General features: G+C 69.1%; 20 protein-coding genes, 1 tRNA gene and 2 pseudogenes. 8 read left to right on the top strand and 15 right to left on the bottom strand.

Translation table 11 applies throughout. From position 1 onward, the window contains the following. Window positions 1-225: 225 nt before the first annotated feature. The 6 genes from thrB to ACFYWX_RS30015 form a co-directional block, all read right to left on the bottom strand. Window positions 226-1,143 carry a homoserine kinase gene (thrB, locus tag ACFYWX_RS30040; protein WP_389427336.1) on the bottom strand — a complete coding sequence of 306 codons (918 nt, stop codon included), beginning with the start codon at window positions 1,141-1,143 and terminating at the stop codon, window positions 226-228. Between the two features lie 257 nt (window positions 1,144-1,400). Then, window positions 1,401-2,459 (bottom strand): threonine synthase, encoded by a 1,059-nt coding sequence (gene thrC, locus ACFYWX_RS30035; protein ID WP_389427334.1) that lies wholly within the window; start codon window positions 2,457-2,459, stop codon window positions 1,401-1,403. Between the two features lie 6 nt (window positions 2,460-2,465). Continuing rightward, a complete protein-coding gene (locus tag ACFYWX_RS30030) occupies window positions 2,466-3,764 on the bottom strand; it encodes a homoserine dehydrogenase (RefSeq protein ID WP_389427519.1) in 1,299 nt (432 codons plus the stop codon). A gap of 206 nt (window positions 3,765-3,970) precedes the next feature. Beyond that, entirely contained in the window at window positions 3,971-5,362 is a 1,392-nt protein-coding gene (lysA, locus tag ACFYWX_RS30025; protein WP_389427333.1) for a diaminopimelate decarboxylase, read from the bottom strand. A gap of 18 nt (window positions 5,363-5,380) precedes the next feature. After that, complete coding sequence (gene nrtL, locus ACFYWX_RS30020; protein WP_389427332.1) at window positions 5,381-6,370, bottom strand: ArgS-related anticodon-binding protein NrtL; 990 nt, start codon at window positions 6,368-6,370, stop codon at window positions 5,381-5,383. A gap of 124 nt (window positions 6,371-6,494) precedes the next feature. Continuing rightward, entirely contained in the window at window positions 6,495-6,992 is a 498-nt protein-coding gene (locus ACFYWX_RS30015) for a response regulator (protein ID WP_389427331.1), read from the bottom strand. Between the two features lie 244 nt (window positions 6,993-7,236). On the opposite strand from ACFYWX_RS30015, the gene ACFYWX_RS30010 reads away from it, so the two are divergent. From ACFYWX_RS30010 to ACFYWX_RS30000, 3 genes are all read left to right on the top strand, one after another. Further along, window positions 7,237-7,308 (top strand) — tRNA-Arg (locus ACFYWX_RS30010). Window positions 7,309-7,596: 288 nt separating this feature from the next. Then, window positions 7,597-8,253 carry a hypothetical protein gene (locus ACFYWX_RS30005; protein WP_389427330.1) on the top strand — a complete coding sequence of 219 codons (657 nt, stop codon included), beginning with the start codon at window positions 7,597-7,599 and terminating at the stop codon, window positions 8,251-8,253. A 164-nt stretch (window positions 8,254-8,417) separates the two neighbouring features. Further along, on the top strand, window positions 8,418-8,876 hold the full coding sequence (locus ACFYWX_RS30000; protein ID WP_389427329.1) for an SMI1/KNR4 family protein: 459 nt from the start codon (window positions 8,418-8,420) through the stop codon (window positions 8,874-8,876). Between the two features lie 158 nt (window positions 8,877-9,034). Here the strand turns inward: ACFYWX_RS30000 and ACFYWX_RS29995 are convergent. Both ACFYWX_RS29995 and ACFYWX_RS29990 read right to left on the bottom strand, forming a co-directional pair. Then, window positions 9,035-9,941: pseudogene (locus ACFYWX_RS29995) on the bottom strand (replication initiator); the annotation flags it as partial. A gap of 130 nt (window positions 9,942-10,071) precedes the next feature. Next, window positions 10,072-10,332, bottom strand: a complete 261-nt coding sequence (locus ACFYWX_RS29990; RefSeq protein WP_389427327.1) for a SpdD protein — start codon at window positions 10,330-10,332, stop codon at window positions 10,072-10,074. Window positions 10,333-10,417: 85 nt separating this feature from the next. Here ACFYWX_RS29990 and ACFYWX_RS29985 point away from each other — a divergent pair, with 85 nt between their 5' ends. From ACFYWX_RS29985 to ACFYWX_RS29970, 4 genes are all read left to right on the top strand, one after another. Beyond that, window positions 10,418-13,540 (top strand): Tn3 family transposase, encoded by a 3,123-nt coding sequence (locus ACFYWX_RS29985; RefSeq protein WP_389427325.1) that lies wholly within the window; start codon window positions 10,418-10,420, stop codon window positions 13,538-13,540. Window positions 13,541-13,677: 137 nt separating this feature from the next. Further along, window positions 13,678-14,412, top strand: coding sequence for a MerR family transcriptional regulator (locus ACFYWX_RS29980; protein ID WP_389427324.1), 735 nt, complete (start codon window positions 13,678-13,680; stop codon window positions 14,410-14,412). Then, the gene (locus tag ACFYWX_RS29975) at window positions 14,409-15,248 is read left to right on the top strand and encodes a hypothetical protein (RefSeq protein ID WP_389427322.1); all 840 of its coding nucleotides are present in this window, start codon (window positions 14,409-14,411) and stop codon (window positions 15,246-15,248) included. The genes ACFYWX_RS29980 and ACFYWX_RS29975 overlap by 4 nt, the downstream gene beginning before the upstream one ends. Before the next feature lie 377 nt (window positions 15,249-15,625). Further along, window positions 15,626-16,636, top strand: a complete 1,011-nt coding sequence (locus ACFYWX_RS29970) for a recombinase family protein (protein WP_389427320.1) — start codon at window positions 15,626-15,628, stop codon at window positions 16,634-16,636. A 105-nt stretch (window positions 16,637-16,741) separates the two neighbouring features. Here the strand turns inward: ACFYWX_RS29970 and ACFYWX_RS29965 are convergent, their stop codons facing one another. The 6 genes and pseudogenes from ACFYWX_RS29965 to ACFYWX_RS29940 form a co-directional block, all read right to left on the bottom strand. Then, the gene (locus ACFYWX_RS29965) at window positions 16,742-16,936 is read right to left on the bottom strand and encodes a hypothetical protein (protein WP_389427318.1); all 195 of its coding nucleotides are present in this window, start codon (window positions 16,934-16,936) and stop codon (window positions 16,742-16,744) included. Window positions 16,937-16,945: 9 nt separating this feature from the next. Beyond that, window positions 16,946-17,137 (bottom strand): mobile element transfer protein, encoded by a 192-nt coding sequence (locus tag ACFYWX_RS29960; RefSeq protein WP_389427316.1) that lies wholly within the window; start codon window positions 17,135-17,137, stop codon window positions 16,946-16,948. After that, window positions 17,137-17,328, bottom strand: coding sequence for a hypothetical protein (locus ACFYWX_RS29955; protein ID WP_389427314.1), 192 nt, complete (start codon window positions 17,326-17,328; stop codon window positions 17,137-17,139). The genes ACFYWX_RS29960 and ACFYWX_RS29955 overlap by 1 nt, the downstream gene beginning before the upstream one ends. Before the next feature lie 19 nt (window positions 17,329-17,347). Further along, entirely contained in the window at window positions 17,348-17,977 is a 630-nt protein-coding gene (locus tag ACFYWX_RS29950; RefSeq protein ID WP_389427312.1) for a DUF2637 domain-containing protein, read from the bottom strand. Between the two features lie 3 nt (window positions 17,978-17,980). Beyond that, complete coding sequence (locus ACFYWX_RS29945; protein ID WP_389427310.1) at window positions 17,981-19,366, bottom strand: FtsK/SpoIIIE domain-containing protein; 1,386 nt, start codon at window positions 19,364-19,366, stop codon at window positions 17,981-17,983. A gap of 5 nt (window positions 19,367-19,371) precedes the next feature. After that, window positions 19,372-19,718, bottom strand: a pseudogene (locus tag ACFYWX_RS29940) (hypothetical protein). Window positions 19,719-19,887: 169 nt separating this feature from the next. Between ACFYWX_RS29940 and ACFYWX_RS29935 the strand changes: the two are divergent. Continuing rightward, window positions 19,888-20,295, top strand: a complete 408-nt coding sequence (locus ACFYWX_RS29935) for a hypothetical protein (protein ID WP_389427308.1) — start codon at window positions 19,888-19,890, stop codon at window positions 20,293-20,295. Between the two features lie 39 nt (window positions 20,296-20,334). On the opposite strand, the gene ACFYWX_RS29930 is transcribed toward ACFYWX_RS29935, so the two are convergent. Then, window positions 20,335-21,066 (bottom strand): GntR family transcriptional regulator, encoded by a 732-nt coding sequence (locus ACFYWX_RS29930; protein ID WP_389427306.1) that lies wholly within the window; start codon window positions 21,064-21,066, stop codon window positions 20,335-20,337. Between the last annotated feature and the right edge of the window lie 70 nt (window positions 21,067-21,136).

The following is a 21,136-nucleotide window of genomic DNA, read 5'->3' as shown; positions in this document are numbered from 1 at the left end:
AGCACCGATTCCGGAGCGTGCCCAGTGGCCCGCTCAGTGCACGCATACGGCGTACTGCCCAGGTACGACATACGGAACACAGAGTGGTTTGGGAGACTCCCGGAAGAATGTCTGTCCCGGACGGGGACACGAAGCACCTCGCCATGGTGGGGTCGGGTGCAGACTTGAGGTTAACACTACCGGATCCAACAAACATTCCCCCTCTCGAAATCCGGCAACCGTGTGTCAGGTGGCAAGCGGCAGCACGCTCGCTCCCTGGGCGTCGAGGTCGAGCCGGTTCGCGGCCCACCCTTCGCCTGCCAGATGGGACACCTTGTCGGCGCTGTCGGCGTCGACCAGCGCGAGCACGGTGGGTCCTGCTCCTGAGATGACTGCCGGGACTCCGTCGGCCCGCAGTCGCTCCACCAGCGCGGCGCTCTCCGGCATGGCCGGGGCGCGGTACTCCTGGTGGAGGCGGTCCTCGGTGGCGGGCAGCAGCAGCTCGGGGCGCCTGGTCAGGGCCTCGACGAGCAGGGCCGCGCGGCCCGCGTTGGTGGCGGCGTCGACGTGCGGGACGGTGCGCGGCAGCAGCCCGCGCGCCGTCTGGGTGAGAACGGGTTTCCCCGGCACGAAAACCACCGGAACGATGGAATCGGCGGGCGCCATCCTGATCGCCCGGGCGGCGCCGGCCTCCATCCAGGAGAGGGTGAAGCCGCCGAGCAGACAGGCCGCCACGTTGTCGGGGTGACCTTCGATCTCGGTGGCGAGCTCCAGGAGGGCCGTGTCGTCGAGCTTGGCCTCGCCGCCTATGGTCACGGCACGGGCGGCGACGATGCCGGCGCAGATGGCGGCCGAGGAGGAGCCCAGGCCGCGGCCGTGCGGGATGCGGTTGGCGCAGACGATCTCCAGGCCGCGCGGCTGGCCGCCCAGCAGGTCGAAGGCGGTGCGCAGGGAGCGTACGAGGAGGTGGCTCTCGTCGCGCGGGAGGGTCTCGCTGCCCTCACCCGCGATGTCGATGTGCAGCCCGGAGTCGGCCACCCGGACGACCACGTCGTCGTACAAGCCCAGCGCCAGGCCGAGGGCGTCGAAGCCCGGGCCGAGGTTGGCGCTGGTGGCGGGGACGCGCACCCGGACGGCGGCGGCGCGGAACGCTGGACCGGCCATCGCTCGAAGACTCTCCTTGAGCTGCGTGACTGTCGAATGACATTCGATACGTATACGTACGGGAAAACCCCAGGCCGCGAAGACGGCACGGCGCCGTGCCATACGCGGAGGCATATGCGGCGGGCGGGTTCACTACAGCCTATCGAAGGAAGGTTCTGTGGCGACATAGGGCGCACAGGAGGCGCACGATGCGTGTCGCAAGCCCCTTGTGCACCCTCGAAAGGGTTAACCCCTTCGTCGCCCTGACAGCCTTGCGATCAGGCGAGGCCGAGGCGCTCGGCCGCCGTCGCCGAGTCGACCGGGACGGTGACCGGCTGCGGGGCGCCGGCGACGGCCCAGTCGGGGTCCTTCAGGCCGTTTCCGGTGACGGTGCACACGATGCGCTGCCCCGGGTCGACCCTGCCCAGCTCGGCGGCCTTCAGCAGACCGGCCACGGACGCGGCGGACGCGGGCTCCACGAAGACGCCCTCCTGTGCGGCCAACAGCCGGTAGGCGCGCAGGATCTCACGGTCCGTCACCTCGTCGATGAAGCCACCGGACTCGTCCCGCGCGGCCAGCGCGTACTGCCAGGACGCCGGGTTGCCGATGCGGATCGCGGTGGCGATGGTCGACGGGTCCTTGACGACCTCGCCGCGCACGATCGGGGCACTGCCGGACGCCTGGAAGCCCCACATACGGGGGGTCTTTCCGGCCACGCCGTCGGCGGCGTATTCCTTGTAACCCTTCCAGTACGCGGTGATGTTGCCCGCGTTGCCCACCGGCAGGACGTGGATGTCGGGGGCGTCGCCCAGCATGTCGACGATCTCGAACGCGGCCGTCTTCTGACCCTCGATACGTACCGGGTTAACCGAATTGACCAGCGCCACCGGGTAGTTGTCGCTCAACGCGCGGGCCAGGGTGAGGCAGTCGTCGAAGTTGCCGTCGACCTGGAGGATCTTGGCGCCGTGGATGAGCGCCTGCCCCATCTTGCCGAGCGCGATCTTGCCCTGCGGCACGAGAACGGCCGAAACCATTCCCGCACGCACGGCGTACGCGGCGGCGGAGGCGGAGGTGTTGCCGGTGGAGGCGCAGATGACGGCCTTCGCCCCCTCCTCCTTGGCCCGCGTGATCGCCATGGTCATACCGCGGTCCTTGAAGGACCCGGTGGGGTTGGCGCCCTCCACCTTGAGGTGGACCTCGCAGCCCGTGCGCTCGGAGAGCACCTGCGCGGGCACGAGGGGCGTGCCGCCCTCGCGGAGCGTCACGACCGGCGTGGTGTCGGATACCGGCAGTCGGTCCCGGTACTCCTCGATGATTCCGCGCCACTGGTGGGTCATTGCTGGTTACTCTCCTTCAACCCGCATGATGCTGGCGACACCCCGCACGGTGTCGAGCTTGCGCAACGCCTCGACGGTCCCGGAGAGGAACGCGTCGGACGCGCGGTGGGTGACGACGACGAGGGATGCCTCGCCGCCTCCGTCCTGTCGTCCTTGCTGCCGCACGGTGTCGATCGACACCCCGTGCTCGGCGAACACGGTCGCCACCTGGGCGAGAACACCCGGCTTGTCGGCGACGTCCAGGCTGATGTGGTACCGCGTGACGACGTCTCCCATGCCCGAGACGGGCAGGGCCGCGTACGCCGACTCGCCCGGCCCGGTCGCTCCGCTCAGCCGGTTGCGGCAGACGGCGACGAGGTCGCCGAGCACGGCGGAGGCGGTGGGGGCGCCGCCGGCGCCGGGCCCGTAGAACATGAGCTGCCCGGACGCGTCGGACTCCACGAACACGGCGTTGTACGCGCCGCGCACGGAGGCGAGGGGGTGGCTCAGCGGAATCATGGCGGGGTGCACGCGCGCGGTGACGGACGCCCCGTCCCCGGCCCGCTCGCAGATGGCGAGCAGCTTGATGGTGCAGCCCATCTCCTTGGCGGAGGCGAAGTCGGCCGCCGTCACCTCGGTCATGCCCTCGCGGTAGACGTCGTCGAGGCGCACGCGCGTATGGAAGGCGATCCCGGCGAGGATGGCGGCCTTGGCGGCGGCGTCGAACCCCTCGACGTCGGCGGTGGGGTCGGCCTCGGCGTATCCGAGGGCCGTGGCCTCGTCGAGAGCCTCCTGATAACCGGCCCCCGTGCTGTCCATCTTGTCGAGGATGAAGTTGGTGGTCCCGTTGACGATCCCGAGCACCCGGTTGACCTTGTCACCGGCGAGGGACTCGCGCAGCGGCCGGATCAGCGGGATGGCGCCGGCGACGGCGGCCTCGTAGTAGAGGTCCTTGTCGTTCTCCTCCGCCACCGCGTGCAGGGCGGCGCCGTCCTGTGCGAGGAGGGCCTTGTTGGCGGAGACGACGGAGGCGCCGTGCTCGAAGGCGGTGGTGATCAGGCTCCGCGCGGGCTCGATCCCCCCGATCACCTCCACGACGACATCAATGTCGCCGCGTTTGACGAGGGCGGTGGCGTCGGTGGTGACGAGGGCCGGGTCGATGCCCTCCCTGACCCTGGAGGGCCGCCGCACGGCGACACCCGCGAGCTCCACCGGGGCACCGATACGGGCGGCGAGGTCGTCGGCGTGCGTCGTCATGATGCGCGCCACCTCTGAGCCGACCACTCCACAGCCCAGCAGCGCCACCTTCAGCGGACGCGTACGCATCATCCGACCTCGTTTCCTCATACCGTCTACGGTTGCACCAGTCTCACTCACCGGACGGGAGTTTCTATCCCATGTCCGGATTGTGAGACGTCGATTTCATTTGTACGGGGGTGGAAGACCGTAGATCTTCCACCCCTCTTGTTGTTGCCGCTTGTTGCTGCCTGTTGCCGCTTGTTGCTTGCCGTCTGATGCCTGCCTGTTGCGGCTCAGCCGACGTCGAGACGCAGGAGGTCCTCCTCGGTCTCACGACGGACGATGACGCGGGCCTCGCCGTCGTTCACGGCGATGACGGGCGGGCGGAGCACGTGGTTGTAGTTGCTCGCCATGGACCGGCAGTAGGCACCGGTGGCGGGCACGGCGATGAGGTCACCGGGTGCCACGTCGGCGGGCAGGAAGGCGTCCTTCACGACGATGTCGCCACTCTCACAGTGCTTGCCGACGACACGGGCGAGCATCGGCGCGGCGTCGGAGGTGCGGGAGACGAGGGCGACGCTGTACTCGGCGTCGTACAGCGCGGTGCGGATGTTGTCCGACATGCCGCCGTCGACGGAGACGTACGTGCGCAGCCCGTCGAGCGGCTTGATGGTGCCGACCTCGTACAGCGTGAAGGCGGTCGGACCGACGATGGCGCGCCCGGGCTCGACGGAGATCCGAGGCGTGCGCAGCTTGGCGGAGTCGCACTCACGGCTGACGATCTCGGTGAGCGCCTTGGCGATCTCGTGCGGCTCGCGGGGGTCGTCGTCGCTGGTGTACGCGATCCCGAGCCCGCCCCCGAGGTCGATCTCGGGCAGCTCGACCCCGTGCTCGTCACGGATGTCCTTGAGCAGCCCGACCACCCGGTGGGCGGCGACCTCGAACCCGGACATGTCGAAGATCTGCGACCCGATGTGGCTGTGGATCCCGATGAGCTCGATCCCGTCGAGCTGAAGGGCGCGGCGCACGGCCTCGGCGGCCTGCCCGCCGGCCAGCGGAATGCCGAACTTCTGGTCCTCGTGCGCGGTGGCGATGAACTCGTGCGTGTGGGCTTCGACGCCGACGGTGATACGAATCTGGACGCGCTGCCGCTTGCCGAGGGACTGGGCGATGTGGGCGACGCGGACGATCTCCTGGAAGGAGTCGAGCACGATGCGCCCGACGCCTGCCGTGATCGCGCGGTGGATCTCTTCCGTGGACTTGTTGTTGCCGTGGAAGGCGATGCGGTCGGCGGGCATGCCGGCGGAGAGGGCGGTGGCGAGCTCGCCACCCGAGCAGACGTCGAGGTTGAGCCCCTCCTCGTGCAGCCAGCGCACCACGGCACGGGAGAGGAACGCCTTGCCGGCGTAGAAAACGTCGGCGTCATCCCCGAAGGCACTGCGCCAGGCGCGGGCGCGGGCCCGGAAGTCGGCCTCGTCCATGACGTAGGCCGGCGTGCCGAACTCCTCGGCGAGCCGGGTGACCGGGAGCCCGCCGACGGTGACTTCGCCTTCGGGGCCGCGGGTGACGGTCTGGGCCCACACCTTGGGGTCGAGGGCGTTGAGGTCGGTGGGCGGGGCGGAGTAGTGGCCCTCGGGGAGGACGTCGGCGTAACGGGGCCCGGCGGGGTGTGCGGAACGGCTCATGGTCTGTTCTGTGTTCTCTCAGAGATGGTCGGGTGCGTCGATGCCGAGCAGGGACAGGCCACCGGCCAGCACCGTCCCGGCGGCTTCGGCGAGAGCGAGCCGGGCACGGTGGGCGGCCGAGGGTTTCTCCTCACCACACGGGAGCACGGCGGGCAGGACAACGAGGGCGGCATCGGCGACGCTGACGAGGTGCCGGGCGAGGCGGTGGGGAGTGCGGTGCGCCGCCGCTCGGGCGAGGACGCGAGGGTGGTCGGCGAGGGCGGCGAGGAGAGCGGTGTGCGCCGGTGCGGTTTGTGTCGCCTCGTCCTCTGGGCCGGGCTCGGCGGTGAACCCGAGGTCGGCGGCGTTGCGGCGGACGGCCCGGGTACGGGCGTGCGCGTACCGCACCCGGAAGAGAGGATTGCTCTCCCGCTGGACGAGATGCTCGGCGCTGATACGGGGCCGGTCGTGCGGGGCGGGATGGAGAAGGGCCCACCGGGCGGCGTCGAGTCCGAGCGGGGCAGGATCCTCGGGCGCCGGTACGGGCCGCAGATTGACAGGCTCCCGGTGCTCGACCTCAACCCGCCCGCCCTGCGACCCGACGATCCGGATCAGCGCGTCCGCAAGAACCTCGGCACGGACCTCGTACGGCACCCGCAGCTCGACGACGTGCCCGGCGAGGGCGTCGGAGTGCCCGTAACGGTCGCCGTCCTCAAGGATCCGCTGCACGACGGCGTAGGACACGGACCGCTCAAGACGAATATTGAGGAACCCGGGCCCGGTGATCTCGACGTCGTCGACGCCCTCGGAGCGGGCGAGGTAGGGCCGCAACACCTCAGCGACCCGCCGAGGCGGCTGGCCGGCAGGCCGGGCGAGCTGCAGGGCGACGTTGGTCGCGTAGTCCCCACACCCCCCAGGCCCGGGGGGCGCAACCACCACCCGTTCCGGAACGGTCACATTCAGTTCCCCCTGGTCGACAGCGCAACGCACGGCGTGCAGCACGGTGCGCGAGAGCTCGACGGGGGTCACGGGACAAGCGTAGGGGAGGAGGGGGGTGGGTAGGCGAGCTGGTTTGGGTGGGGTCCGGGATGTGGACGGTGGGAGGTGCAGGCACTCGATGCCATGAGGGGAGACCAGCCAGGGTGACCGGCGATCAGCCGCCTGTGCGCCCGGCCCGCTCCGCCTCCCCCGCACCGAGGACGCCCCCGAAGCCCGAGACCTCACCACTGGAGGTCCCCTCACCCGCAGAACCCTGCCTGCGCTCTACCAACTGCCGTACCAACCGGACGAGTTCGGCAGGCTCGAAGGGCTTGGCAAGAAAGGCATCCACCCCGACATCGAGCCCCGCCTCGATCTCGTACTGCGTACAGGCGCTGACGATGGCGAGGGGCAGCTGCCGGGTCCGCGGATCGGCGCGCAGCCGGGCGGCGGTGCTGAGCCCGTCCAGTCGAGGCATGACGACATCAAGGGTGATCACATCGGGCCGCACCTGATGAACGACATCAAGACACTCGGCACCATCGGCCGCGGTCACGACCTCGAGGCCCTCCAGCTCGAGATTGACCCTGATCAACTGCCGGATGACCTTGTTGTCGTCCACAACAAGCACCCGACCCGACGCGCCTGGCACAACTCGAGAGTAGGTCCGCACCGGCCACCGCGTCCGCGTTTTCCCGACTTCCACCCCGGGCGAGGGACGGAGACGGGTGTGGACGTCCACTGGCCTGGGGGCGGGCTCCACCGGCCTGGGGGCGGACCTCCACTGGCCTGGGGGGCCGGGGTGAGAGCCGACGGAAGGTGACAAGCCCGGCGGCACAAAAACCCGTTCCTGATCACCCAGACAGAGCTGGTAGTGTTCTACCCGTCGCCACGAGCAAGCAGCTCACACCCGACACGCCCCCGTAGCTCAGGGGATAGAGCAACGGCCTCCGGAGCCGTGTGCGCAGGTTCGAATCCTGCCGGGGGCACCTTGGATTTGGTGCCCAAAGACCCCGTCACCAGCGGAAACGCTGAGGCCGGGGTCTTCGCGTATGTGCAGGCGTATGCCGCTTGAAGCGGGCGTATGTCGGGCTCCGTGGACGAGGCGTGGACGGGATCTTGGAGCATCACCGCCGGTGACGAGGCTCCTTGTAGTCGAGTCGCGCTGCTCCTCATTCTCGCGTCACTGGTCTTGGACCATTTGTCGGCGGGTGGGGAGCATGAGCATGACTGAAGGCCATATCACCGTCGTAAGTCCCCGCCTACGGATACAACGAATGGACGAGTTGGGGGATCTCGTGGATGTAACCACGCTTGCCGTCGCGCTCATCAGCGTCGGAGGAACGCTGGGCGGAACTCTGGGCGGAGCAGTGCTCAGCCAGCGCGCAAGCCGGGCCGAAGCGGTGGAACAGAACCAGCGTGCCGACCGTGAACGAGAGCAAGAGCGCAATGAGCAAGTGCTGCAAGCCAAGCGCGACCTCTATGCCCATCTGAACACCGCAGCTCGCGCTTACCGGGTCGCCGCACGAGACGCAGTCGAAGCAGTCGAACGCGGTGAAAGCATTGACCCGGCACTCCTCGACGCAGCCAAGGAAGCCTGGGCCGAGCAGTACTCCCAAGCGCAGATGGCACTGGCGAAGGATGTCCTGCAAGTAGCCTCGACCCTCAACAGGTCGCTCGGAGTCGGGTACTCAGTCGTCAAGCAGCTGCCGAGCAGCCCCGAACTCGACGAGGCGTACCAGCGGGCCAAGACATGGTTCAGCGGCCCGCTGTCCGACGGCGTGTACCTGCTGCGGGTCGCACTGCGACACGACCTCGGCGTCGAGGACGACCCTCATTTCGAGCAGAACCGTATGCAGATGCTCGCAGCACTCGACAGCGCGCGGAACTGCCTCGCGGATCTACTCGCCGCAGAGCGAGCCCAGGCCGCCTAAGAACGCAGAGCCGACATGCATGAAGCCTTCCTGAAGCTTTTTGCTGCCTCTCTTCCTGTGGATGTCTGGGGCTCGTGCCATGATCCGGCTTCATGAGTGAACGTTCGCTGTCGCCTGCCTGGCTGGCCTCGTGGGGAAGCAGGGTCTCTGGCCCCCTGAAGGCAATGACAGACGAGTTCGCGCGTCGGTACGGGTTTCCCCCGGGTACCAATCAGGTCCGGCCGGCCGACCGTGACGATCAGGCGGCGGCTCGCGCTCTGGCCCAAGTGGACCTCGTTCCTGCTGACCTGGTCACGTTCTACGACAGCATCGGCGATGTCACCTGGGCGGACGTCGGCAACGGCTACTTCGTCGACCCAGTACGTGACGTCCTTCTGCGGCTCAAGGAGTACGGAGCTGTTGACATCGGCGCGGACCAGGGGGCCGGTGGCTTGGTCATTGGCTCGAACGGTGGCGGACTGTGTTACGTCATTGGCCCCCACGGGGCGGTCTACAGGACACGGACAGCATCGCTGGACGAACCCGAACTCGACAGGGTGGCTGATGACCTGCGGCAGTTTCTGGAGCTGCTGGAGCAAGGCCTGACGCGGTTCGTCACCAACGGCGATCCGGGACACCTGTAGGTGCGGGTCCCGACACGTCAGGTTCGGAAAGAGCCTCACCACAGGTGAGAGCTCCAATATGACGAGGCCCCTGGAATCCGCCAGCACGCCAGGGGCCTCGGACACGATCAGGCGGTGTCACTCGTACTCACGAGGCAGGTCCTCGATTCGTCGGTTGGCGACGTCTCGGCGCCTTTGGTGGCGTACTTGGCGATGTACGCCGCTACGGCTCGCTCGGTCAGCTCCTGGCCGTCGTCGAAGTCGGTGGAGCGGATCGGGCGGACGTCGAGTTGGCGGCCGAAGACGAAGCTGTGCGCCCGGCCGTCAACCTCCGGTCCGTCGACGCGCGCGGCAGTGGCGGCGGCTCGGATGGCATCGGTGAGCAGCTCGGCCGTGGCCCAGTCCGGAGGTGAGGTGTCGCCTCCCTCTGGCCCGTCGAGGCGGATGACGGCGTGGAAGTGGACTGCACCGCGCTTCTGGTACTCGGCCACCTTCGCGAAGGAGACCCGGGCATGGTGCCGGAATTCCCGCTGCGTGAGTCCGGCGCGCTTGGCGACCTCCCTGCGGAGGTAGATCGAGAAGCGCCGCCACAGTGCACCGGCGTGCGCGTTCCAGAGAACGGCCGCTTCGTAGTCGTAGGTGTCCGGGTCGAGGGGTACCCAGGGCGGGGTCCTGCTCGTCGTGGCGAACGCCGCAGCGGCAGTCTCGGCCGCCCGAAGGACGGTTGTGGACCGGGCCAAACCCGGGGGCGGTGAGCGTGGCGAAGACGCGCGGGTGGGTCGCCACCCCTTCCGAGGTGCCCTTGCCGCCCCGCAGTCCGGCGGTGATCAGGTGGTAGGTGTCGCGGCGGTAGGTCTCGGCGCAGGCGGCGCAGCGGGTGGCTCGGCGGTTGTTGCAGCGGACGAGGAGTTGGCCGGCGGGGAGGTTGGCGGAGTCCAGGTGGTGCAGGACGTTGCCGATCTCGCCGGTTGTCGTGTTGACCGCGAACTCCGTGCGGTGGCCGTCGAGGCGGACAGGGTGGATGCAGCCGCCCAGGCCGGAGAGTTGGCGGGCCAGTCCGGGCATGGTGCCCAGGGAGGCCAGCATGGAGAGTTCCGCCAGCGGGGGCGGAGTCTGCCGGGTGATGATGGGTCTTCCTTTCGGCTGTTTCGGCGGTGGGAAGGACGGCCCCGGGGCGGCGGGATGCTTGGCGGCTTGTTGCCGCCCCGGCGGCCGGTCAGCGCCTGATGGCGTTGTTGAGCAGGGAGCGCAGGACCACGGCGGCGATGGCCACGGAGATGGCCGTGACGGCGACGGCCGCCAGGAGCGCGGTGAGGACGACACCGCCGACGAGGACGGCGGCGACCGGGCCCGCGTAGGGGCTGAGCGAGCGGCCGGCGGTGGGGGCCAGGCTGTGCTGGTGGTGCTGCTGCGGGATGAGAGTCGATGGCCGGCCTTGGGGAACATCGGTACAGCCGTTGGCGCTGAGAACGATCATGGTCGGCTAGCACAGCGGTCGTCTCCAGAACGGGGGTTCGCCGAAAGATCGTCGATCACGGGTGGGCCTGGCTACGGTCCCCGTCATGCCGGTGGAGTTCTTAACTGATGATCAGGCCGAGGCGTACGGGAAGTTCGCCGAGGAGCCGACGAGACCTGAATTGGAGCGGTTCTTCTTCCTGGACGATGTCGACCGGGATCTGATCGCGCTACGGCGTACGAAGCATCATCAGCTGGGCTTTGCTCTCCAGATGTGCACGGTGCGCTACGTGGGGCTGTTTCTGGAGGATCCTCTCGTGGTGCCGTGGCCAGTGGTCGAGCACCTGGCCGTGCAGCTCGGCATCGAGGACCCGTCGTGTGTGAAGCGGTACACCGAGCGGCTGAAGACGGCGTACGAGCACGCGTGGGAGATACGGGACGCCTACGGCTATCACCCCTACGAAGATGCGGAGTGGGGTCGGAAGTTCCGGACGTTCCTGCACGGCCGGGCGTGGACGCATGCGGAGGGGCCGGTCGCGCTGTTCAACCAGGCAGTGGGCTGGCTGCGGCGGAACCGGGTGCTGCTGCCCGGTGTCTCGGTGCTGGCCCGGCAGGTGTCGGAGGTTCGCACGATCGCGGAGAAGCGGCTGCACGCCACCGTGGCCAGGGCGGCTCACCGCGCGGACCCGGCGCTGCCGGCGGACCTGGTGGCCACGCTGGTGACGCCGGAGGGCGGCCGGTACTCGGAGCTGGAGCGGCTGCGCCGGCCGCCGACGCGTACGACGGGCACGGCGTTCGCGCGGTCGCTGGAGCGGGTCGATGAGATCGGTGCGTTCCAGCTGGGCCGGTTGAAGCTGTCGCAGATCCCGCCGAACCGGCTCGCGGCGCTGGCCCGGTACGGGCTGGGGTCAAAGGCCGCGAGCCTGGAGCGGGCTGCGGAGCCCAAGCGCACGGCGATGCTCACCGCGGTGATGCGTCACCTTGAGGCCAAGGCGATCGATGAGGCACTGGACCTGTTCTCGGTGCTGATGGCGACAAGGCTGATCAGCACGGCGAAGCGGGCGACGGACAAGGAGCGGCTCTCGATGCTGCCGCAGCTGGAGAAGGCGTCGCGGACCCTGGCGCGGGCGGCGAAGGTGCTGTTCGGGGAACTGGAGCTGGTCGAGAGCCACGGCACGGATCTGGACGCGGCCGCGCTGTGGCGGGCGGTGGAGGAGGTCGCCCCGAGGGCGGTAGTGATGAGCGCGGCGGCGCTGGTGGTCTCGCTGGTGCCGGAGGACGAGGACTCGGCGGCGGTCGCCATGCGGGCGGCGCTGGCCACCCGGTACAACACGGTGCGGCCGTTCCTGTCGCTGCTGGGCGAGTCGAAGGCGCTGGACGCGGCGACCGGTGGGAAGCGGGTGCTGGCCGGGGTGAAGCGGCTGCCCGCTCTTGCGCGGCGGCGGGTGAAGGACAAGCCGCTGCTGCCGCGCGAGGTCGATGACAAGCTGGTGCCGGCCGCGTGGCGCAAGGTGGTGTACGCCAACGCCGAGCTGCCGCCGGGGGCCGTGGACAGGGACGCATACGTGGTGTGTGTGCTGGAGCAGCTGTACCGCGCGCTTCAGCGCCGGGACGTGTTCGCCTCTCCCTCGCACCGCTGGTCCGACCCGCGCGCCCGGCTGCTGGACGGCACGGAGTGGGAGGCCGTGCGGGAGGACGTCCTGGCCGGGCTGAGTCTGGACACGCCGGTCGAGGAGCACCTGGCCGCGCTGGTGACGGCGCTGGATGCGGCGTGGAAGCAGATGGCGGAGCGGCTGGAGACGGCCGGGCAGGACACGAAGGTCACCATCGAGGTCCCGCCGGGCGGCCGGGCGAAGCTGAACGTGTCCAAGCTCGGTGCCCTGGGGGAGCCGAAGTCCCTGACGTGGCTGCGGGGGCGGGTGGAGAAGATGCTCCCGAAGATCGACCTGCCGGAGCTTTTGTTCGAGGTGCATGGCTGGACCGGGTTCCTGGACGCCTTCGTGCACCTGGGCGACGGCACGACCCGCATGAAGGACCTGACCACCTCACTGGTGGCCCTCCTGGTCTCGGAGGCGTGCAACATCGGCATGACCCCGGTCATCAACCCCACACATGAGGCGCTTCACCGTTCCCGGCTGGTGCACGTCGACCAGTTCTACCTGCGGGCCGACACCATCGCCGCGGCGAACGCCGCACTGATCGAGGCGCAGGGCCAGGTGCCGATCGTGCGGTACTGGGGAGACGGGCTGTTGGCCTCGGTCGACGGACTGCGGTTCGTCGTCCCCGTCCGCACCATCAACGCCGCCCCGTCGCCGAAGTACTTCGGGTTCAAGCGCGGCATCACCTGGCTCAACGCCGTCAACGACCAGGTCGCGGGCATCGGGCAGATGGTGGTCCCGGGCACCCCTCGCGACTCCCTGCACATCCTGGACGCCCTGCTGAACCTCGACGGCGGGGTGAAGCCGGAGATGGTCGCCACCGACAACGCCTCGTACAGCGACATCGTGTTCGGCATCTTCCGCATCCTGGGCTACAACTTCAGCCCCCGGTTCAAAGACCTGGACGACCAGCGGTTCTGGCGCGCGTCCCTTCCGGGCGTGGGGACAGGTACGTACGGGCCGCTGGAGCCGCTGGCCCGCAACCGGGTCAACCTGAACAAGGTGATCACCCACTGGCCGGACATGCTCCGGGTCGCCGGTTCCCTGGTCACCAACCAGGTTCGCGCCTACGACCTACTGCGGATGTTCGGACGCGAAGGCCACCCGACCCCGTTGGGGCAGGCATTCGCCGAGTACGGCCGGATCGCCAAGACCGAGCACCTGCTCCGCGTCGTCGACCCGGTCGACGACACCTACCGCCGCCAGATGAACCGCCAGCTCACCGTGCAGGAGTCCCGGCACAAGCTGGCCCGCGACGTGTGCCACGGCAAGCGCGGCACCATCCATCAGGCGTACCGGGACGGGATGGAGGACCAGCTCGGCTCACTGGGCCTGGTCCTCAACGCCGTGGTGCTCTGGACCACCCGGTACATCGACGCCGCCGTCGTACACCTCCGTGCCGAGGGCCCCGAGATCCGGGACGAGGACATCGCCCGCCTCTCCCCGCTCAAGCACCGCAACCTCAACGTCCTGGGCCGCTACAGCTTCACCGCCTCCACCCCGGCTGGCGGCGCCCTACGCCCGCTTCGCGACCCAGACACAGTCGAACTCGACGAGGACGACGAGGGGTAGCGGGAGCGGACTCTGGCCAGATACGTGCGCTGACGAAGACGTATCACTCCGGTGTGTAGACGCGCTCGAATCGTTTTGCGCCCGACGATACTTTCAGCGCTTGACCTTGACGCAACGGCAGGGTTTCTACTGGCGGCATGCGAATCGGAGAGATCGCCGCGCTCGTGGGGCTCACCACCCGGGCGATCCGGCACTACCACCATGTCGGGCTGCTTCCGGAACCGGAGCGGCGCCCCAATGGCTACCGGGTCTACAGCGTCCGCGACGCCGTACTGCTGGCCCGGGTGCGCCGACTCACCGAACTCGGCCTCAGCCTAGATGAAGTGCGCGACGCCCTCGCCGATGATGCCGGACGCGAACTGGCCGAGGTGTTGGAGGAACTCGACGCCGACCTGGCCCGCCAGGAAGCCGACATCCGGGAGCGCCGCTGCCGGCTCAGCGCCCTGCTCGCCGAGCCGCCCGGCGCGACCGGGCCCGTCTCACCCGCCCTCGCCGCACTGCTGGCACAGGCCCCCCGAACAGACTCGCCGAGCGCGGCCAAGGACCGCGAGTACCTCGCGCTGCTGGACGCCACCAGCACCGGTAACCAAGAGATGCTCGGGCTGCTCGGGACGCTGGTCGCCGATCCCGCAGTTGTCGAACTGTATGAGCGCCTTGACGCGCTCGCCGAAGCCCCCGCCGACGATCCGCGGATCGCACCCCTGGCGGCTGACCTGATGGCAGCCGTCCCCGCGGAGTTGTTCGCCGCGATCCCCGAGGACGGGGTGGTCGTGACCGGGTTCAAGGAGGCGCTGCTCGCCGAGTACACCCCCGCGCAGGCGGAAGTCGTGGGCCGGCTCATGGAGGCTTTCGTGAAAAGGGGCCGGGGATGAGCGGCCGGCCAAGGGGCGTACGGGCGGCGCGGGTCGCGGTGGCCGCCGTGCTGCCGGGGGAACTGGCCCTGGCGGCCTGCCTGGTGGCTGGGGTCCGGCCTCCCGGGTGGGCGCTGGCGGGCGCCGAGGCGCTGGTGCTCGTGGTGCTGCTGTTGGAGGCATGGGTGCTGCGCTCGCTGTACGTCGCCGCGCGCGCCCGCGGCGCGGACCGCCGGGCGGCGCGGCGGTCCGCCGTGCAGGAGGCGGTGCCGGTGACGGTCCGCCGCCTGGTCCTCCACGAACTGCGCGCCCTCGCCTCCCTAGGGCGGTGGGTCCGGCGCGGCACGCACGGGGTGCGCCCCGGGGACCACGCTGCCGCGTACACCGGGCCCCAGACCGCGATGATGTACGGGCTGCTCTTCGTGATGGTCATCGAGACGGTGGTCCTGGCCTTGCTCATCCCTTGGCCGGTGGTCCACCGGGTGATCCTGGTACTCGACCTGTATGGCGTCGTCCTCGTGCTGGCCCTGCACGCAGCCTGCGTCACCCGGCCGCACGTCGTGCGCCCCGACGGCTCTCTGCGGATCCGCTACGGAGCCCTCTTCGACCTCGCCGTACCGCCGGACGCGGTGGCCTCGGTCCGGGTCGACCGGCGCTATCCCGAAGGCAGCCTGATCACCCTCTCCGAGGACGGGGTCCTCGACCTGATCGTGGGCAGCCAGACCTCGGTGACCCTGGAGTTGAACCGGCCACTCCCTTTCACCCGCCCGCTCGGCGCAACGGAAGAGGCCCACACCATCCGCTTCCACGCAGACGACCCGCGCGCACTGGTCAGCGCACTCCGTCAGCCCGCCTGAGCACACAGATCGGTTCCGACCACACAGACGGAGCGGTAGACAACTTCGCCCTCTGTTAACCAATTCCGCGAAGCCGACGACTCCTGGCAGACCCTCCAGCCCAACGACACTCCCTGGCCACCATCACACTCACCATGCATGAGCAGCACTACGGCGACGTGCAGGAGGTCGGACGCCCGCGGCCTTCGCCGCGACGTGGCGTCCGGCAAGGCGCTCCGATCGGGCGCCCGCGTTCGACTGCTCGGCATTCTCACAAATGAACATCTGTGAGAGTTCTGCGAGAGTGCCGGAAGTGATCACGTTTCCGCAGGTCGCCACTCGCAAAAGTCCTCTCGAAACCCGCACGTTGTGCGAGGCACTTCTGAGAGGCTGCCGCCATGGATCTCACGCCCGATCAGGCCGCATTGGCGGTAGAACGTCACGACTGCCCGAACTGTGACGCGCCCGCCGGTAGCCCCTGCCGCACCCGGGGCGGGAAGACCGCCGCGAAGTACCACACCCCGCGCTTCGTCCTCGTCCCCGCCCTCCGCGAAGAACTGGAGATCCCCGTCCCCGCCAACCGGCACCCGGGCCGCGCGTGGAAGCAGGGCCCGGCGCTCGCCATCGTGCCCGCGCCCCGTACCGAGCGGCCGGTCCGGATCGGGTACGCAAGGACATCGACCGCCCGGCAGGAGCTGGCGAGCCAGCTCGAAGCTCTCCACCGGGCGGAGTGCCACAAAATCTTCAAGGAGCAGATCAGCACCCGCATCAAGGTGCGGCCCGAGCTGGAGAAGGCGCTTGCCCTGGCCCGCCAGTTCAAAGAGGCCGCACCCGAGACGCCGGTCATCTTCACCGTCCACGAGCTCAAGCGCCTCGCGCGCAACGCCGCCGAGCTGATGACGCTGTCCGCCGAGCTTCAGGCCGGCGGCATCCAGCTCGAACTCCTCACCGGCCCGCTCACCGGCATTTACGACCCCAACGGTATGGGCGCCATGTTCTTCGCCGTGCTCGCCGTGGCCGGGCAGATCGAGCGCAACTACATCCGGGAGAAGACCCTCGAAGGTCAGGTCACCGCTGCGGCCAAGGGCAACCATGGCGGAAGGCCGAAGGTCATCGACGACGACATGCTCACCTTCGCCGTCGCACTCAAGGAAAAGGGCGTCCCCGTCCCGGAGATCGCCAAGAAGCTGGTCATCAAGACCGGGAAGAACGCGGGCAAGAACCCCTCGGTCGCCTCGCTCTACCGAGCGTTCGCGGAAGCTGAGGAAGCCGCCGCAGACGACAGCCTGCCGGTGCGGCCCAAGCCCGTCCGCATCCGTCGGGCCGGGGACCCGCTCACTCCCGAGGAGATCGACCTCCGCGAACGCCTCCAGGCCCAGCCTCACCCGAACACGGAGATCCGCAGCTAGACCTCATGATCAATCTCAGCGCCAACGGCTGTACCGATGTTCCCCGAGGCCGATGGCGGAGTGGGTGCGTCGGGCAGCTTGGGGCGGAACATGGCGGAGCTCCTCTCAGCGGTTGTCGCCGTTGACGACGCCGACCCCAGAACGGGTGCCGGACTCGATGGCGGGGGCGAGGAAGGTGTGCGAGAGCCAGAAGCCGAACAGGGCGATCACGACGGCGACCCACATGCGCACGCCGAGGAACTTGATCGCGGCCCAGGCAATGACGCCCCGGACGAAGACGAGCGGGAGCGAGACGGTCACGGGATCTCCTCAGCGGACGCGGCAGCGGTGGGTGCGGGCGGCGAGTTCGGCGGCGGCGCGGGTGTCGTAGTCGTTGGAGAAGCCGCAGCGCGGGGCGGTGCAGACGGCGGTGTGCTTCTCGCGGCCATGGCCGTCGTAGGCGGTGCCGACCTGGACCGGACCGATGCGGACGACGTTGCGGAAGTGGCGGTTGGCGGGCATCAGGGGAGCTCCTCAGGGTTCTCGCCGGTGAAGTCGGCGGCGTGGTCGGCAAGCCAGCGCAAGATCTCGTCACCCTCGTAGCTGTCGGCGGCGAGGATCACCGGTTCGGCGATGAGCACGGCTTCGGTGAGGCGGTTCTGTCGGGTCAGCTCGGCGGCACGCTTCAGCGCGCGGAGCGTGGACGGACGCACGGTGGAAAGTCCTCCGGGATCAAGTGAGTTGGGCGGCGATGGCTTCGGCGAGCGGGAGCGGGACGCCGAGGCGGGTGCGAAGGGTTGGGGTGTCAATGTCCGTCCCGGTCCGTGTCCGGTGGTCGTCGGCGACCTTGCGGGCGAGGGCGACGAGGGCGGGCGGGACGGGGGCGGCGGTGAGCTGTGCGCCCGGTTGTGGGTCGGCGGCGGGCAGCTCGGGGGCGGTTGGCGTGACAGGCGGAGCGGGTGCCTCGTCCTGGTCCGGTACTGGCACCTCGCCGCCGTCCGGGGTGCCATGGGCGAGGAGCGTTCCGCCGAGGAAGGCGACCGCGGGCCATCCGGCGACGAGGATGCGCAGCCAGGCCGGGACGTCGCCGAGGTCGAGCAGGCCGGCCGTGGCGACGTTCGCGCCCAGCGACGCGACCAGGGCGACGACGAACCAGCACCAGCCAGCGGCTTTCGCAGCACCGGAGCGCAGCCGTCGCCAGGCGGCGACGAGGAGCAGGTCAACGCTGATCGGGTAGGCCCACGCCTTCCACCCATCCTGTCCGGCCGCCGCAGCGAGATCGTGCAGGTGGGCGAAGGAGAGCGCTGCGGCGATGGCCGCTTGGACCAGGACGGGGTCGAGTCGGATGCGGTGGGTACGCATCGCTCAGTCCTCCGCTGTCTCGGAGGCCAGGCGCGCGGTGGGTACCGATTCGGGGGTGTCGAGGAGTACGGGAGGGATGTACGGCCGGAAGGGCGTGAGCGCCGGAACGTCCGGGGCGAGGTGGGCCGTGTCGCGGCAGGTGGCCGCGGCGGCGGCGAGGGAGAGGTGGGGAGTGCGGATGCGGGACCAGCCGCCGGAGGTGTCACCGGCCACGGCCAGGCCCGGCAGCTCGGCGGCGATGGCGCAGGAGGCGTAGACCGCTTCGGGGGCGATGTCGCCGAGGGCCATCTTGGCTGAGGCTTCATCGTTGACGCGGTGGCAGACGCGGCCGGTGAGTTGGGCCCGCAGCATGGTCGCGCCCTTGCCCAGCTCGGCGCCGAAGCGCTGCCCGCACACCTCCAGATAGATGCCGGCCGCACGGCCGAGCTGGGCGAGCCGGATGAGGTGAGTGACCATCTCGTCTCGGCGTTCCTCGTCCTTGCGCGTGGCGACGAGGAAGAGTTCGGCCACCTCGTCGACGAACAGCACGATGGGCACAGGCCGTTCGCCCTCGGGCAGGCCCCAGATGTCCGAGGTGATCTCCTCGTCGGGCGTGCCGGGGGCGATGCCCTGGCGGGCCTTGATCAGGTCGTAGCGGTCCTCCATTTCCTTGACCAGGACTGGCAGCAGCTCGGCCGCCTCGTCGGGGTCGGTCGCGAGCGCGCCAAAGCGGGGAGCGAACGGAGCGAGCTCGACGCCCCGCTTGCAGTCGACGCCGACCAGGGCGACGGACTGTCGGGCGAGCCCGGCGATCAGGTTCCGCAGGTACATGGACTTGCCCGACAGCGTTGCGCCGAGGACGAGTTCATGCGGTACGGCGCGGTAGTCGCGTAAGAACGCCGTGGCGTCCTCCCGCAGCGCCACCGGCACTGTGAGGAACCCGCCCTCGATCCTGCGAGGCATCCGGACCTTGCGAAGGACGTCGAAGCCGATGAGCCGCAGTTCGACAACGCCCGGTTTCACGTCCTTCACGTACACGGCGTGCACGCCCCAGGCGTGGCGAAGGCGTTCCGCCGAGGCGGCAACGTCGGCGGGTTCCTGGCCCGGGGCGAGCCGAAGCCGGACACGCAGGCCTGTGGTGGTGGGACGGATGATGCCTCGGCGAGGCGGGACGGGCCGGATTTCCCTGCGGCTGGTCGCCTTGACGGCCAGTACCCGCAACCGGGACGGCTCGACGGTCAGGCCGCAAGCGTCCATGGTCGAGGAGTACGAGGCCAGCAGCCGGGCCACCGAGACCGGCAGCCCGACCGTGGACCAGTACGCGGCCGGGTTGGCGTGCCGTACGTAGACCGCGCCGCCTATCGCAGCGAGCGGCGCACCCAGCTCGGCCAACGTGATCAGGTCCGTCACGACAATCAGCCCGCCTGCGCGACCGGGAACGCGCCCGGCGCGTGGCGGTGGCGCGGTAGGCGATGCCGTGCCGCTGCTGGCCGTTGAACACGCTTTCCCACGGCCGGGCAATGAGCCCCGGCAGCGAAACCGGAGCACCAACGGTCAGGCCCTCCGTCACTCCGCTTTCCGGGACGGTGACCTGAATGAGCGACGAGTCCCCCTCGTCGATGAAGACGACGCCGACGGTCATCAACGCCTCACCGCTCACTGCGTCCTTGGCGATCTCACCGGTCTGCCGGTCACGCACCTTCGGTGCCGGCGCTTCGAGCAGGATCGTGGCGGACGAGGCGTCAACGCGGATCACACGCACAGAGAGTTCTCCTTCTGAGATGAATCAACCTGCCAACTGACAGGTTGACTTAGCAAGTTCGAAGTTAGGGATGCCAAGTTGACTTGTCAAGCCGCTTGGGTAGCCACAACCGAGCGCCGCCGAGACCGCAAGCGCACCATGAAGCCATCAGCGCAGAGGAGGGCACGACATGGGCAGACAACACCGCGTTCAAGGGCCACAGTCGTGGGATCCACGCAACCGCCAAGGCTCCGCATCACCGCCGGACGCCTGGCCCGCACCGCCGCAAGAGCCGCCAAGCAGCCCTCGCCAGGGCGCGACGACACCCCAGCCGAAGAAGCGACGTCGCGTCTTCCTGTGGCTCTTCCTGGCCGTCCAGATCGTGTTCCTGATCTGGGTGATCACGGGCGCCGCGAGCGGCAGCGGCACACCCGAAGAATGTCGGGGCATGACAGGGGACGACCTGAAGCTGTGCGAAGACGCGGGCGACGTCGGAACCACAATCGGCGTGGGACTCATCGTCGGCCTATGGGCGGCGGTCGACGTCATCCTTGGCTTTACATACGTGGTCTACCGACTCGCCACCCGACGCACCTGAGACAGGTCATCACAGCCCGGCAGTGGGCAGCCCGCGGGTTCAGCTGAGCCGGTAGGTGCCTTCGAGTTCCTGCCGATCGGCGGGAAGCAGCAGCTCAGAGACTTGCAGAGCTTGACCGGAAGGGTCGCACGCGACGACCAGGACGCTAAGGACGGGCACCCCGTCCGGGAGCTCCAGAAGTTCGGCCTCACTCGGCTCAGGCAGCCGAGCCGAGACACGTTCCTTCACATGGTCGAAGCGAACCTTCTTCCGCGTCTCAAGGTGAGCGCGAGTGCCGCCGCTCAAGGCGGCAGCACTCTCCAACTCGGTGCCCTCCACCAGGCAGGCGGGGAAGTACGACGAGACCAGCTCAACGGGTTCGCCATCCTCCTCTACGAGGAACCGGCGCATGAGGACCTTGGCGCGCTTCGGCAAGCCGAGCACGGAGGCGACACGCGCCGGCACAGGGACATGAGCGACCTCGACCAGACGCCCCGGGGTCTGCGACTCATCACGCGCGAGTGCTTCACTCCCCCGGCGGTTCTTGTCGTCTTCGACGACGGCAGGTCTCCCGCGCACGATAGTGCCGTACCCCTGCCGGGACTCCAGCCAGCCGTCACGCTTCAGCAGTTCCAGCGCCCGGACGACGGTCGGACGGGACATTCCAAACGCCTGCACCAGTTGGTTCTCACTGGGCACGCGGGTGCCGGGCGGGTACGTGCCGTCCTCGATGCGCTGCTGAATGGTCTGAGCGAGGCGTACGTACTTCGGTGCCTCCACTTCATACGCCATGAACGCCGCCGCCTGTCGAGATTGGCCAAGTCAACTGGTCAACCAGACTAGCGACGAATCCGCCAGCGCA

Origin of the sequence: Streptomyces sp. NPDC002888, assembly GCF_042888465.1 — a bacterium.
In the GTDB taxonomy this organism is placed as follows: domain Bacteria; phylum Actinomycetota; class Actinomycetes; order Streptomycetales; family Streptomycetaceae; genus Streptomyces.
This window is presented reverse-complemented; position numbering and strand designations above follow the sequence as displayed.